The sequence below is a fragment of the Oscillatoria sp. HE19RPO genome (genome assembly GCF_024220515.1).
Classification (GTDB): domain Bacteria; phylum Cyanobacteriota; class Cyanobacteriia; order Cyanobacteriales; family Laspinemataceae; genus Laspinema.
In genome coordinates this window covers 1-14487 of sequence record NZ_JAMXOT010000428.1, presented here as the reverse complement: position 1 = coordinate 14487, position 14487 = coordinate 1, and the positions used below count along the sequence as shown (strand labels likewise).

Genomic DNA, 14487 nt, shown 5'->3' with positions numbered 1-14487 from the left:
AAAATATCATGATTGCCAATCCCGAGCAAAATTATATGACTCCCGAGGAATATTTAGAATGGGAGGAAAAACACCCCCTCAAACATGAATACATGAATGGCGAAATCCTTGCCATGACTGGGGGAACAATTGCTCATAATGAAATAGCCGTTAATTTAACCACAGCCCTAAAAAATCACCTTCGAGGAAAAGGCTGCAAAGTGTTAATGGCCGATTCCAAACTAGGGGTTTCTGAAACTGGACCATTCCACTATCCCGATGTCATGGTTACCTGTAATGAACAGGATAAACGTGCCAAAAATGTGATTAACTTCCCTTGTTTAATTGTGGAGGTGCTTTCTCCGGGAACTGAGGGATTTGACCGAGGCCAAAAATTTCAAAACTATCGACGAATTTCTACATTACGCGAGTATGTCCTGGTGAGTGCAAACCAAAAAATGGTCGATTGTTTTCGACTAAATGAAAAAGGGTTATGGGAACTCTCCACTTATGGAGAAGGGGATGAGATAGAACTGGAAAGTGTAGAGTTTCGATTTCCCCTAGACTTGATTTATGAAGATGTCGTCTTCAGCGAAAACTAACCCGGGTTAAATCGGGATTTAAAACATCGGCTTTGAAAATAACCATCAAAACCTAGGAGGATATCATGATTGCCAATCCAGAGCAAAATTATATGAGTCCCGAGGAATATTTAGAATGGGAGGAAAAACAACCCCTCAAACATGAATATATGAATGGCGAAATCCTCGCCATGACTGGGGGGACAATTGCTCATGCAATGATTGCTAGTAATTTATTTTATCAGTTAAAAACTCATTTGAGAGGGGGGTCTTGTCGTCCATTGATTTTTGATGCCAAAGTAGGGGTCTCTGAATCTGGACCATTCCACTATCCCGATGTTATGGTTACCTGCAATGAACAGGATAAACTTGCCAAAACTATGATTAACTTCCCTTGTTTAATTGTGGAGGTGCTTTCTCCAGGAACCGAAGGATTTGACCGAGGTCAAAAATTTCAAAACTATCGGCGCATTTCCACCTTACGCGAGTATGTCCTGGTGAGTGCAGACCAAAAAATGGTGGAGTGTTTTCGACTAAATGAAAAAGGGTTATGGGAACTCTCCACTTATGGAGAAGGGGATGAGATAGAACTGGCAAGTGTAGAGTTTCGATTTCCCCTAGACTTGATTTATGAAGATGTCGTCTTCAGCGAAAACTAACCCCGGTTAAATCGGGATTTAAAAACATCCACTGTTCTTGATGGGAACATTGCCCGATCGCGAAACTTGGGCGATCGCCCCTTGAGGGTTAAGCTAGGAGTGAGTTCTTAACGAGTCGATTTGAGGTGGACATCCCACCCCTGACCCTTGTTGATTGAGAATGCCTCTGGTTAATCCTCCCCTGTGAACCCCTCACGCTTCTGGAGTAGAAGGACGATGGCAGGGTCTCTATAGCCGGTAGGTTGACTTTTTACTCAAACGCGGTGATTATGGACGATGGACATCACAAGCTGATCCAGTCCCTGAGTTAAAAATGTAAAATTTTATTGCTCAGGCCGATCGCCCAGGCCCAGACTGGGTAATAATAATCGTTTTGCTTACCAGACATCACCGGAAACCATCGTGATTCAAACCAGCCTCAACCGTCATATCATCGACCCCCCCCAAAGCGTGAATCCGGTTTTTGCCCGTCATGAAACCTTTCACCCTCGGTTTGGCTGGCTGAAAAAGGGTTTTGACAAAGCGAAAGATGATCCCGGGGTATTTTTGGCCGAGGATGCGCCAGTGCGTCTCGGGGTGGGGAAAAATATGGTGCGATCGATTCGCTACTGGTGCAAGGTGTTTAAGCTGTTGGCAGACGATCGCCCCACGGAATTCGGATCCAACCTTTTAGAAGATGATGGCTGGGACCCGTTTTTGGAGGACCCGGCATCCTTGTGGTTGCTGCACTGGAATTTGCTCAAACCCACCTGCGATGCCGCAGCATGGCATTATACGTTTAATCAGTTTCGGCGGGTGGAATTTTCCCAAAATGATTTGTTCTTGGCGGTGTCTGACTATGGACAAACCCTGAAAAAGAATATTGCCGAATCTTCAATTAATAAAGATGTTAGCTGCATTCTGCGGATGTATGTCAAACAGCGATCGCAAACGAAAGTCAGTGAAGATTCCATCGACTGTCCCTTTACAGAATTGGGATTGATTCATACCGCTGGTGACTCCAAATATTACACCTTCCGAGTGAATCAGAAACGGAATTTACCCTCAGAAATTATCGTTGCCGCTTGTTTGGAATATGCAGATTGGGTGGGACATGGACAGCGCACGATCGCCCTCTCTCGGCTGCTTTATGATAGTGGTAGCCCCGGTATGGTCTTTAAGTTGCCCGAAAGTGCCGTCTGTGATGCGATCGAACGAGTAGCGCGTCAGTGGAAGGCAGTCGCTTTGTCTGAATCCGCAGGATTAATTCAATTTTCTTTTAACGAGAATCCAGAAGTCTTGGCAAAGGATATTATAGAACGGTACTACAATTTAAGACGAGGCGGAAACAACCATGACTAAACGATTATCTAACTATTTCAGCCTCAATCGGCGGTATTCTCGTTCTATTAATATCGAGCGAGATTTGGAACGAGCCGAAGCCTTAGCCGGATATATTCTGACCGAGCGATCGCTGGATGCGATGCGCCGAATTTTAACTGGATTTGCCAATCCCGAAACCAACCGGGCTTGGACATTAACCGGCGTTTATGGCACCGGAAAATCTTCCTTCGCTCAATTTCTGATTTCAGCTTGTGCAGACCGCGAAAATCCCATGCGTCAGCAGGCATTAACCCTTCTGGAATCGACCCTGGAATCCGACAGTCAGGAGTATGTGACCCTGAGTGAAACGATTCCAGAACAAGGGTTTTTTAGAGCGGTAGTGACGGCGCAACGAGAACCGTTAAGTCATACCATCGTGCGGGCACTGCATCGCGGTGCAGAAGTGTTTTGGCACGATATGGCTCATTCAAAAAGACCAAAAGTTGCGCGGGGATTGGTCGATTTAAAGGCTGAAATTGACGCCGGAAAAACCATAAAAAGCAGAGCCATTCCTAGTTTAGTGCAAGAGGTGGCGCAAGCTGCAAAAACACCAGTATTGCTGGTTGTGGATGAATTAGGTAAAAATTTAGAATTTGTTGCTCAGAATCAGGGTCAAGAAGATTTATATTTGTTGCAACAATTGGCAGAATTGCCCAGAGACAGTAATTCCCCCGTTTATTTAATTGGGTTACTGCATCAATCTTTTGCGGATTATGGTGAGCGATTATCATCGGTGCAGCGCAATGAATGGGCGAAAATTCAGGGAAGATTTGAAGATATTCCCTTTAAAGATTCGGCCCCGCAAATGATGCGGTTAATGGGTCAAGCGATAGAGCGCTCTGGGGCTGAAAAATTTGCCTGTGCCATTGCCAATCAAGCAGAAGAATGGTTTGAATTGTTGCCAAAAGAACTCACCGCAGATATTTCGCCAGATGTGGTGAGTTCGACCTATCCCTTGCATCCGGTAGCGGCCCTAGTTTTACCGGAATTATGTACGCAATACGCCCAAAACGATCGCTCCTTATTTACATTCCTCACCAGTGCCGAACCCTATTCGTTTAATCGATATTTAGAAGAGACGCAGGTGGAGGGGATGGAACTGCCAACCCTGAAACTCGATCGCGTCTATGATTATTTTATCGAAGCAGTGGGAATGGGGATTACTTCGAGACCCAAACTGCAACGATGGATAGAAGTACAGGGTTTAATTAATGATGTGGCAAAAACCCTGGATGCTGATAGTTTGCGCGTCCTCAAAACCATCGGTACTTTAAATATCGTAACAACAACCGGCACACTGAAGGCGACTCGTTCTCTGGTCAGTTTAGCCTTGTCGAACAGCGTTGAGGAGTCGGAAAATTGGCAACGGGCGATCGATAACTTGCTGCAAAAAGGAATAGTCACCTATCGCAGGCAAGTCGATGAATTGCGGATTTGGGAAGGGTCTGATTTTAATGTCGATAGCGCAGTCGCAGATTATCTGGCAAAACAGCGATCGCCTCTAGTGGAATTACTCTCAGAAATTCGTCCGATGGCTCCCTTAGTGGCCCAACGGCACAGTTATCTCACAGGAACCTTGCGCTATTTTGAACGCCGCTATCTCGATGAATCCACAAATCTCTCACAACTGTCTTGTTTGAACGAGGATGCCGATGGATTAATTGCCGATTGGTTAGGTGAAGAATTGCCTCAGCGCGTCCCCGCCATGACGACCGATGGCAAACCCTTAATCGTGCTATGTGCGGCCAAATTGGAAACATTGCGAATGCACTCGCGAGAATTTGCAGCCCTTGAACACATTCAACTCCATGCCTCGGAATTGCAAAGCGATGGCGTAGCGCGGCGAGAAGTGCGCTATCGCTTAGTTCAGGCAGAGGAATTGTTAGATGAAAGCCTCAGTCAAGCGTTTGATGTAGCCGAAAATCGCAACCTCTGTTGGATTCAGGGAAAACAAGAAACCCTCAGTCACGTTACCGATATCAGTGCTCGACTATCGGATGTGTGTGACGATGTTTATCTGAAAACGCCGATTCTCTGGAATGAACTGATCAATCGTCGCGATCTGACCTCCCAAGGCGCGAAAGCGAGAATGGAACTGATTGCGGCGATGTTAGAAAATGCTGACCAAGAAAAATTGGGATTTGAGGGATATGGCCCAGAGGTCTCAATGTATCATTCCCTCTTGAGTGAACCTAAGATTCATCGGTGGGAAGCTCAGGAGGAAGAATGGGGGTTTTTCCCGCCGCCACAGCATTCGGATCTAACAAGTATTTGGGAGGCGATCGAGGAGTTTTGCCTAGAGGCGAAAGAACAACAGCAGACCCTTGACTTGCTTTACCAGCGCTTGCAATCACCTCCCTACGGGATGAAACAAGGTGCGATTCCGGTGTTGTTGGCGGCAGTGTTGCTTTACCATGCGGATGATGTCGGGGTTTACCAAGATGGCACTTTTATCCCAGTGTTGGGATTGGAGCATTTTGAGCTACTGGTGAGATATCCCGAACGCTTTGCGGTGAAATACTTTGAAGTCGTCGGACTGCGATCGCAAGTCTTTAAAGAACTGGAGGCAATTTGGGGAAAACGCAAACCCCTAAACAAGTCAGGGATTCGTAACGCCACCCTACTCACCGTCGTCAAACCGTTATTTCAATTTGCCAAAGCATTACCCGCCTATACCACACAAACCCAGCGCCTCAGTGGTGAAGCGTTAAGGGTTTTGCAAGCATTAAAGCGGGAACAGGAACCAGACGAACTGGTGTTTACATCGTTACCCCAAGCCTGTGGGTTGCCTGCAATTACCAGCGAAGAGGGGGAGAATGCCAATATTGCCAAAACCCTCCGCCTCAAGCTAGTAGAAGCCCTGCGAGAGATTCAGACTGCTTATGATCGCTTGCTCAACGACTGTCAGACGCGCTTATACGAAGCGTTTGGCATCAGGAGTCCCGAAACCAAACTGCGGGAAGACTTGCGAGTCCGTGCCAGTTATATTGGCGGTCAATCTCTGGAACGTCGCCTCACCAGTTTTGCTCAAGCGGCAGCAGATGAGAGTAAAAGCGATCGCCAGTGGTTAGAAGCACTGGTGATGATAGTTGCCGATAAACCGAGCGAATCCTGGACCGATGAAGATGCCACCGGGTTCGAGATTAAACTCAGCGACATTGCCAGACGGTTCAAGAACCTGGAAGCCTTGCAGAAAGAAGTAGCTGCCAAAGGAGAGGGATTTGATGCGCGCCGGATTACCGTCACCCGTCCCGACGGCGAAGAAACCCACCGCATGGTTTGGGTTGAGCGCGAATCGGAAGGGAAAATCGAAGCCTTAGTTGAAGAAATATTGCAAAACTCGATTTTGCGAGATAATCCTCAACTCCAGCAAGCATTTGTTGCTAAACTAACGGAAAGAGTTTTGGGAGCAACATCCCTGGAGAATATTGCTCAAATGCAGAAAACCCGTCATAATCGGAAAAATGAGCAACAAACCCGTTAGACATATCCTCGGTTTATCCGGCGGCAAGGACAGCACGGCCCTTGCCATCCTCCTGCACAAACAAGTGCCGCAGATGGAATACTTCTTCTGCGACACCCATAAGGAGTTGCCGGAGACTTACGAGTATCTCGATCGCATCAAAGCTCGCTTAGGGATTAAAATCCACTATCTGAGCCCCAAACGAGGATTTGACCATTGGCTCGACATTCATGGCGGGTTACTCCCCTCGCCCAAAAAGCGATGGTGTACGGTGATGATGAAAATCAAGCCCCTAGAGGAATTTGTCGGGGACGATGAGGCAATCAGCTACATCGGGATCCGCGCCGACGAAAACCGCGATGGTTACATCTCCACCAAACCCAATCTAAAACCCGTTTATCCCTTTAAGGAGAAGGGTCTCGTTAAAGCAGATATCCTGCGGTTGCTAGAAGAGAGCGGCATCGGACTCCCCGACTATTATCGGTGGCGCAGTCGCTCGGGTTGCTTTTTTTGCTTCTTTCAACGAAAATATGAATGGGTCAAGCTGGCGGAAGAACATCCGGATCTGTTTGCTCAGGCGGTTGACTACGAGCAGAATCATAGTGATGGCAGACATTACACTTGGACTGAGGGGGAGACTTTATTAGAACTACTCGAACGGAAGGAGGAAATTATTGCCAACCATGAGAAAGCAATGGCCAAGGAAACAACAAAATCATTGCCCAATCGACCTTTAGCTGATGTCCTGTCGTCAGTCTTAGATGAGGAAGATGAGGATTTACCATGTTTGGCCTGTCATTTGTAACTTTATGAGTCAGTAATTATCCCTGCTATGTCTGATTTATATGATTTTGCTACTCAAAAGGCAGCAATTTCAGGTCACTTTGCAAAAGAGCATGAATTTAGGCTCAGATGGTTACCCCATTATGTAGAAAATTTTCCTATAGCAATGCGAGGAATTAAGTTAAAATGGGAAAATTGTAAATTTGTCAAAGCAGCTCAAGTTCAAATTCCTAACAAACATGGGGTTTACTGCTTTTCGATAAAACTAGGCCCTCCATTTCCAGAAGATATTCATTTGCCCCTCTATATTGGAAAAGCAGCACCTGGATATTTATCAGAAAGGTTTGAATCTTATTTTAAGGAAAGAAAAAACATTCAAGGCCGCCCCTTAATAGTTTTCATGCTCAATAAGTATAAAAATGAGTTGTATTTTTGGTGGGCTGTGTTACCCCGTAGAGATGTTGATACAGTAGAAGAACACCTTCTAATGTGTTGTCATCCTCCCTGCAACACAGATCTACCAAAAAGAGAAAAACTCTGGGCTAAAGCATTCGATTAATTAACTGTTGTTAAAGGTAAAACAGGAGATAAAAATGGCAGATTATGTTCCAGCCTTAAAAGCAAGAATGGGTGATTGGCAATATTATATAACCGTTATGAAGCTTGGAAAGATAGCCCGAGAATGTCAAATTGCTGAAGAAATTCGCCCGAATAAAGAGTTGAATGAGTTAATTCAAAGAGAAATTACCGGGCGTGTTGCAAAAGAGATGGTTCCATATTTAGTGAATGTAAAACAGAGGTTTTATGGTGCGTTGGTGGTTGCCGTCTATGGGGGTGAACCTGAATTTTCGCAAGTGACAGTTGATGAACATCCATTGATAGATGATGATGACGAGCGACATAGCTATGGTTTTGGTTTATTGCGCTTCGATGGAAGCCAAATCTACTATGCTCTTGATGGTCAACACCGGCTACGGTCTATCCAAGAAGCAATAAAAATCAATCCCGATCTGGCCAAAGAAGAAATTAGCGTTATTATTCTGAAACATGAAGAAACGCCAGAGGGTCTACAGCGAACTCGCAGGTTGTTTTCTACGCTAAACCGCCGAGCTAAACCTACGACTGCTGGACAAAATATAGCCATTGATGAAGATGATGCTATAGCTATTGTTACTCGTCAGCTTGTGAAAGAAAATGCACTTATTAAAAATTTAGTGTCAATCAAACTAGGAACTAAGCAAATTCACCAAAATAAAAATGATTATCCTTATATAACAACTCTGGCCGCTTTTTATGAAACCAATGAAATTCTCCTGGGTTGCTATGATGGGGGATTGGAAATAGACCAAGGATTCAAGCAATTTAGACCTTCAAATGATGAATTAGAAAGCTACTACACATTTTTAGAACAGATATGGATATTGATGCTAAATAAATGCCCTGGATTTGAACCTGTGGTTAATGGCAAAAAGAAGCCAGGAGATCTTAGGAGATATATCAATGATGATGGGTCTATACCCTTTAATGAAAAAGGTAAACCTATTGCTGGAGGAAATGTTTTTGCCAGACCGATTGGACAATACATAGTTGCTGAAGTAATAAAACAAGCAGGAATTCAAGGAAAGTCTATAGAAAATGCAATCGATGCAATTATGACTAATGTACCTATGGACATTAATCTAGCTCCCTGGAAAAATCTGGTTTGGAATCCATCTACACAAAGAATTGTAGGAAGTAAGAGTGAGAGAGCTTTAATTGTTTCGCTAATTAGTCATGCTTTAGGACTAAAAGTTAATGTAAAAATACGGGAACTTAAGCAAAAATATCGTGACGCAATAGAGGATCAAAAAGCATCTTTATTACCTCAAATTAATTGGTCGGGCAACTCTCATGCCAACGAAGTAGATGATGAAGAAAATGAATGAGAGAAAATGATGGTGAGCGATCGCAGACTCTAGGGAGTATAAGGCAGACCTCTAGAAAGGCGATCGCAGGTTTTACCTTTATCTGAGGAAATAGCCCCCTTTTTAATATGACCCTAAAAGAACTAGAACCCCAACTCCTAGCCTTAACGCCAGAAGAAAAAGCCCAAGCGATTCAAATTCTCGCCCAAAGTTTAAGTAACACTTGGAAAGGGATTGAAAAAAACCCCGGAGTCTGTGGCGGCGATGCTAGAATCGCCAATACGCGCATCCCCCTTTGGTCTCTGGTCAACTATCGTCGATTAGGGGCGTCTGATGGTCGTATTTTACAGGATTTTCCTCAACTCAGCGCCGAAGATTTAGTCAATGCTTGGAACTATTCCCAGGCACACCCAGATGAAATGGAAGCGGCAATTCAAAGAAATGAGGAAGATTGAAAAATGGCGCGTCTTTATGCCGATGAAAATTTTCCTCTTCCAATTGTCGAATTGCTGCGTTTAGCGGGTCACGATGTCCTCACCGTTGCCGAAGCTGGCAAGGCAGGATTGGGAATTCCTGATGAAGAGGTATTAGCATTTGCAGTTAATGAAGAACGGGCGATTTTAACGCGAAATTGGGATGATTTTAGACGACTGCACCGCTTTCACCCCAATCATTGCGGCATTATCATCTGCAAAGAAGATTTGAATACAGAACGACAGGCGCAGCGGATTGCTGAAGCTATTGCCAGGGAAGAAAATCTCAAAGGTCAATTGATTAGAATTACTCGGGCATCATAACCTGGAAATAGCATCTAAACTAGGCTCGTTTGAATTGGCGGAGGATGGCATAGTTATGACTCTCTATTGATTGAATTATGCTATAATCGATTAACTTTTTTATTGAAAGTTATCCTATGGCTAGAATTACCATTGATGTCCCGGATGAACTTTCGGGACAACTGACCCAAATGGGCGAGATTAAGCCCAACTATAGAACCCAGTCTAGAGATACTGATATCAAGGCCGAACTCCATCAGTTTAAGTTGTGGCGATCGCTGCCTTTATGGAAAAAAGCGGAGATAGTCAGCGGTTGGACAAAAGGGGTTTGGGAAATGTCTCTCATGGCGATTCAAAACCGCTATCCTCAAGCGAGTCCATTAGAAATTCGTCATCAATTCGCACTTCGCACTCTAGATCATGAAACCGCTTTAAAAGTTATTCGCCAAAACCTAAATCAACCCGTTATGATTACTGACCCAATTTCTCTGGTACTTGTGGTGACAGCAATTCTGGACGAACTGGGGATCCCTTACCTGATTGGGGGTTCCGTTGCCAGCAGCTTATTAGGAGAACCTCGCAGCACTCAAGATATTGATTTGGTGGCAGACTTGACCTTATCCCAGGTTAAACCATTCGTCGCTGCCTTGCAACCTCGATTTTATGTAGAGGAAGAAACCGTAAAATCGGCAGTCCGCTATCAAAGCTCGTTTAATATTATCGACAATGAGTCGATTGTCAAATTTGACATTTTTATTTTAAAAAACAACCCATTTAGCCAATCTGAATTTCAACGGCGTCAAGTGCAAATCGTTCGCACTAACCCGGAGCAAACCGTAGTTCTGCCGAGTTCTGAAGATATTATCTTACAAAAGTTGCTGTGGTATAGAGATACCAATTTTAGCTCAGAAAAACAGTGGCGAGATATTTTAGGGGTGATGAAGTTACAAGGTGCTACCCTTGATTTTGAGTATCTGCGATATTGGGGAGAACAACTGAAGTTAGCAGAAACTCTGGACCGAGCTTTGGGCGAATCAGGATTATTGTAACGAAGCGATCGCCCACTCTAGGACTGCTAAAGCAGACTGTTAGAAAGGCGATCGCAGGTTTTTCCCCTCCAAAATTGCTATAATCGAGCCACTATTTTCTTAGAGGTTCTCCAATGTCTATCATTACCATTGAAGTTCCAGACGAACTTTCGGGACAACTGACACAAATGGGCGCTCGCCTTTCATTCCTGTCAATCTAAACCGGAGGCGATGGCTTTGACTGCGGAAAAAAGTATAGAACTAAGTTAACACGCCGTCCTGAAAATTGAAGTTTTAGCAACTCACGAAATCACGATTTCTCCAGAGATAATTCAAGACACCATCCGAGCGCCAGACAAAGTAGAGTTTAGCGGAGGAGAAAAATACATCGCTCAAAAAAGATTAAATGAGACTTTAGTTCTGAGAGTTGTCTACAGAGAATATGCCGATCGCATTTTAGTCATTACCCACTACCCAGGAAGGAGGTCGCGATATGAAACGGATTCGATATAGTCCAGATGTGGATGCTTTGCTGATTGAACTATCAGACGAACCCATTGCCTATGCTGAAGATGAAGGCTCCCTAATTATTCACTATTCTCCCAGTGGAGAGGTGGTGACAATCGAGGTTTTAGATGTCCAAGAATTTATTGCCAAAGACTCCACGATTGAAGTCGGTTTGGAGACTTAACGTGATGAAAGAGTACCACCCTTTAAAATATGACCCTAAAAGAAATAGAACCCCAACTCTTAGCCTTAACGCCAGAAGAAAAAGCCCAAGCGATTCAAATTCTCGCCCAAAGTTTAAGTAACGCTTGGAAAGGGATTGAAAAAACGCCCGGTGTCTGTGGCGGCGATGCCAGAATTGCCAATACGCGCATCCCCCTTTGGTCTCTCGTCAACTATCGTCGATTAGGGGCGTCTGATGGTCGGATTTTACAGGATTTTCCTCAACTCAGCGCCCAAGATTTAGTCAATGCTTGGAACTATTCCCAGGGGCACTCAGAGGAAATGGAAGCGGCAATTCAAAGAAATGAGGAAGATTGAAATAGGGCGCGTCTTGATGCCGATGAAAATTTCCCTCTTCCAATTGTCGAATTCCGGCCTTTAGCAGGTCACCATGTCCACCCAGCGATCGCGATTCTATTCCTGGATGGGTCACCATTACTTTCAACCTGATATAATACTGGATAAACCAGAAATGGAGAGACTCCAGGAGCCTTGTTCAGAGCATTGTGTAAAAACTGGAAAATTTACCTCCTGATAAACAGCAGGAAGTGCTTAATTTCCTAGAATTATTACAGTCAAAAATTGACCCAGAGACGACTCCCCATCAAGAAGATGAAACTGCCGAATCAGTTCTCACTAAAGCGGCACAATTTATGGGCTCTGTGGAAGGAGCAGCAGACCTTTCAACGAACAAAAACTATCTGGAGGGATACGGCAGGTAATGACACGGCAAATCATCAATGCTATGAGTTGGACGGAAAGACCTCAAACCGATGAACAGGCTCCCTTGGTGTTGCATCTCCATCCAGCAGTTGAGATGAAACCGGAGCAGTTTTTTCAGATTTGCCAACTTAATCCCGACTTACACCTAGAACGGACTGCAACTGGAGAATTACTAATTATGCCACCGACGGGTAGTCAAACGGGTGGACGTAATTTTAGACTCCTCGGCCAACTCTATACCTGGATTGAACAAAGAGGAACCGGAATCGGATTTGATTCTAGTACAGGATTCACCCTCCCCAATGGCGCGATCGTCTCTCCTGATGCTGCTTATGTTGATTTGGAACGGTGGAACAGCCTGAACCCAGAACAACAGGAACAATTTGCTCCCCTTGCGCCGGATTTTGTGGTGGAATTGCGTTCGAGTTCCGATTCATTAAAACCACTCCAAGACAAAATGCAGCAATATATTGACAATGGCGTTCAACTGGGGTGGCTGATAGACCGCAAACACTGTCAAGTTTACATCTACCGTCCTGAGCAACCCGTAGAATGTCTTAACCATCCCACCACAGTCAGCGGTGAACCTATTTTGCCTGGATTCAGACTGAATTTAACCCCAATTTGGTAAACAACCCGACTGTTTTTGTTACGCTTTTAATATAATTTTCATCGGTTGCCCTCTAAGTGTTAGCCTTTAAGCTAAAATAGCAGAAAACTGAGTTAAAACAAAATGCAACTTCAGGATTACTTTGACATTCTCTCCTCTGATGAGATTCGGATCAAAGGTACCCGAATCGGTATTGAAACGATTCTCTATGAGTACATCTATCGCCGTTGCACGGCTGAGGAAATCGCGAAAACTTATCCTTCGCTGACTCTAGAGCAAGTTTATGCGACTATTCTGTACTATCTTCACCATCGAGAAATAGTAAGCAATTACATGGGTAACTGGTTGGAATATTGCCTAAAATCTGAGCGCGAACAGGATAATAATCCACCTGCGCCTGTGGTCAGACTCTTAAAGTTAAAAGCAGAAGGAGGGATAAAAAAGCCAGTTTTCCATGAATATTAAATACTTAATTTATAAAAGTTTACCTCCTCTTTATCAAGAGTAAATTTCACATTTTACAATAATATTTCAGACTTGAGTTGATAGATATTCAATGAGTGACTCTTATCCCATCTATCTCGACTACCATGCCACGACTCCAGTTGATTCCAGAGTGGCCGAGAAAATGCTGCATTACATGACGACAGAATTTGGGAATGCCAGCAGTATCGACCATTGTTATGGCGATCGCGCTGAAAAAGCAGTGTCTCAAGCAGCAACTCAGGTAGCAGAATTAATCGGCGCATCTCGCAAAGAAATCGTTTTCACCTCCGGCGCAACGGAAAGCCTTAATCTGGCGATTCAAGGTACCATTTTCGCCCATACCCCCGCTACAGGTAAACCGCGAATTGCCGTTTCTCCCGTAGAACATAAGGCAGTATTAGATACCTGCAATGCTTTGGCAAAAAAAGGGCTTGCCGAAATTGTTTACCTGCGAATAGACTCCCAAGGGAGACTGGATTTAGAGGAGTTGGAACAAGTCTGTGCCACTGGGGTTGCTTTGCTCTGCGTTATGGCAGCTAATAACGAAGTTGGCACAATTTATCCCGTTGAAGCGATTGGTAATCTGGCTAAAACTTATCATATTCCCTTTCTTTGTGATGCTTCTCAAGCGGTAGGAAAGATTCCCATCAAGTTTCAGGAATGGGGAATAACTTATTTGACGATTTCCGCCCATAAATTGTATGGTCCGAAAGGAGTTGGCGCGTTAGTCATCTCCCAAGGCTATCGTCTGGAACCGATTCTATTTGGCGGTGGACATCAGCAGGGAATTCGTTCGGGGACGTTAAATGTTCCGGGAATTGTGGGGTTAGGTGAAGCCTGTCTGTTGCGGCAATTAGAAATGGTGGAAGATGAGGGGAAAATTGCTCAGTTGCGGGATAAGTTGCAGGGTTTATTGCTGGATAAAATTCCCGGTTTGGTGATTAATGGGGATAAGAGCGATCGCCTATCAGGAAATTTGCATATTTCGGTTCCAGATATTCCGAACAGTGCAGTAATTTCTCGGGTGCGCGATCGCCTCGCCATCTCAACGGGTGCCGCCTGTTCCTCTGGAGTCGAATCTCCGTCCCATGTTTTGCAAGGGTTAGGATTAGCGTCGAATATCATCGATGGCTCATTGCGAATTGGGGTCGGTAAATTTACCACAGAGTTAGATATCGATCGCACGGCGGAAATTCTCGGGAGTGCAGTCCATGCGATTCGGGCAGTAATGGAAGCCTAGACTGAATATATCCTTGACTTTTACGGGAACTCCAAAAAATAAAATGTCCAAAAAACCCACAGGCTGAAGCCTGGGGCTACACGGACGAAGCCCGCCTGCGCGGGCTAAATAGAGTCTTGTTAGGTGCGATCGCATCAAAGCAAGGAGGATTTATTTGTTGGAAT

The 14487-nt window shown here is 44.6% G+C and carries 16 protein-coding genes; all 16 read left to right on the top strand.

Features of this window, described 5'->3' with window-relative positions; translation table 11 throughout:
• Window positions 1-8 precede the first annotated feature (8 nt).
• On the top strand, window positions 9-581 hold the full coding sequence (locus tag NG833_RS28700) for a Uma2 family endonuclease (RefSeq protein ID WP_254568684.1): 573 nt from the start codon (window positions 9-11) through the stop codon (window positions 579-581).
• Between the two features lie 65 nt (window positions 582-646).
• The gene (locus NG833_RS28695; protein WP_254568683.1) at window positions 647-1219 is read left to right on the top strand and encodes a Uma2 family endonuclease; all 573 of its coding nucleotides are present in this window, start codon (window positions 647-649) and stop codon (window positions 1217-1219) included.
• 402 nt (window positions 1220-1621) lie between these two features.
• Window positions 1622-2560 carry a DUF4007 family protein gene (locus NG833_RS28690; protein WP_254568682.1) on the top strand — a complete coding sequence of 313 codons (939 nt, stop codon included), beginning with the start codon at window positions 1622-1624 and terminating at the stop codon, window positions 2558-2560.
• Window positions 2553-6065: a hypothetical protein gene (locus tag NG833_RS28685; protein WP_254568681.1), complete on the top strand. Its 3513-nt coding sequence runs from the start codon at window positions 2553-2555 to the stop codon at window positions 6063-6065. The genes NG833_RS28690 and NG833_RS28685 overlap by 8 nt, the downstream gene beginning before the upstream one ends.
• Complete coding sequence (locus tag NG833_RS28680; protein WP_254568680.1) at window positions 6046-6849, top strand: phosphoadenosine phosphosulfate reductase family protein; 804 nt, start codon at window positions 6046-6048, stop codon at window positions 6847-6849. Before NG833_RS28685 ends, NG833_RS28680 begins: the two co-directional genes overlap by 20 nt.
• Before the next feature lie 27 nt (window positions 6850-6876).
• On the top strand, window positions 6877-7386 hold the full coding sequence (locus NG833_RS28675) for a hypothetical protein (RefSeq protein WP_254568679.1): 510 nt from the start codon (window positions 6877-6879) through the stop codon (window positions 7384-7386).
• A gap of 34 nt (window positions 7387-7420) precedes the next feature.
• Window positions 7421-8752 carry a DNA sulfur modification protein DndB gene (locus NG833_RS28670; RefSeq protein WP_254568678.1) on the top strand — a complete coding sequence of 444 codons (1332 nt, stop codon included), beginning with the start codon at window positions 7421-7423 and terminating at the stop codon, window positions 8750-8752.
• 107 nt (window positions 8753-8859) lie between these two features.
• Window positions 8860-9186, top strand: coding sequence for a DUF433 domain-containing protein (locus tag NG833_RS28665; protein WP_254568677.1), 327 nt, complete (start codon window positions 8860-8862; stop codon window positions 9184-9186).
• A gap of 3 nt (window positions 9187-9189) precedes the next feature.
• Window positions 9190-9528, top strand: coding sequence for a DUF5615 family PIN-like protein (locus tag NG833_RS28660; RefSeq protein ID WP_254568676.1), 339 nt, complete (start codon window positions 9190-9192; stop codon window positions 9526-9528).
• Between the two features lie 116 nt (window positions 9529-9644).
• Entirely contained in the window at window positions 9645-10556 is a 912-nt protein-coding gene (locus tag NG833_RS28655) for a hypothetical protein (protein ID WP_254568675.1), read from the top strand.
• 472 nt (window positions 10557-11028) lie between these two features.
• Window positions 11029-11226: a DUF2283 domain-containing protein gene (locus tag NG833_RS28650; RefSeq protein WP_254568674.1), complete on the top strand. Its 198-nt coding sequence runs from the start codon at window positions 11029-11031 to the stop codon at window positions 11224-11226.
• A gap of 29 nt (window positions 11227-11255) precedes the next feature.
• Window positions 11256-11582 (top strand): DUF433 domain-containing protein, encoded by a 327-nt coding sequence (locus NG833_RS28645; RefSeq protein WP_254568673.1) that lies wholly within the window; start codon window positions 11256-11258, stop codon window positions 11580-11582.
• Between the two features lie 197 nt (window positions 11583-11779).
• Window positions 11780-11986 (top strand): DUF2281 domain-containing protein, encoded by a 207-nt coding sequence (locus NG833_RS28640; protein ID WP_256556204.1) that lies wholly within the window; start codon window positions 11780-11782, stop codon window positions 11984-11986.
• A gap of 23 nt (window positions 11987-12009) precedes the next feature.
• Window positions 12010-12618 carry a Uma2 family endonuclease gene (locus tag NG833_RS28635; protein WP_254568695.1) on the top strand — a complete coding sequence of 203 codons (609 nt, stop codon included), beginning with the start codon at window positions 12010-12012 and terminating at the stop codon, window positions 12616-12618.
• 102 nt (window positions 12619-12720) lie between these two features.
• Window positions 12721-13062, top strand: a complete 342-nt coding sequence (locus NG833_RS28630) for a DUF433 domain-containing protein (RefSeq protein WP_254568671.1) — start codon at window positions 12721-12723, stop codon at window positions 13060-13062.
• 91 nt (window positions 13063-13153) lie between these two features.
• Window positions 13154-14323, top strand: a complete 1170-nt coding sequence (locus NG833_RS28625) for a cysteine desulfurase family protein (RefSeq protein ID WP_254568670.1) — start codon at window positions 13154-13156, stop codon at window positions 14321-14323.
• Window positions 14324-14487: the final 164 nt, after the last annotated feature.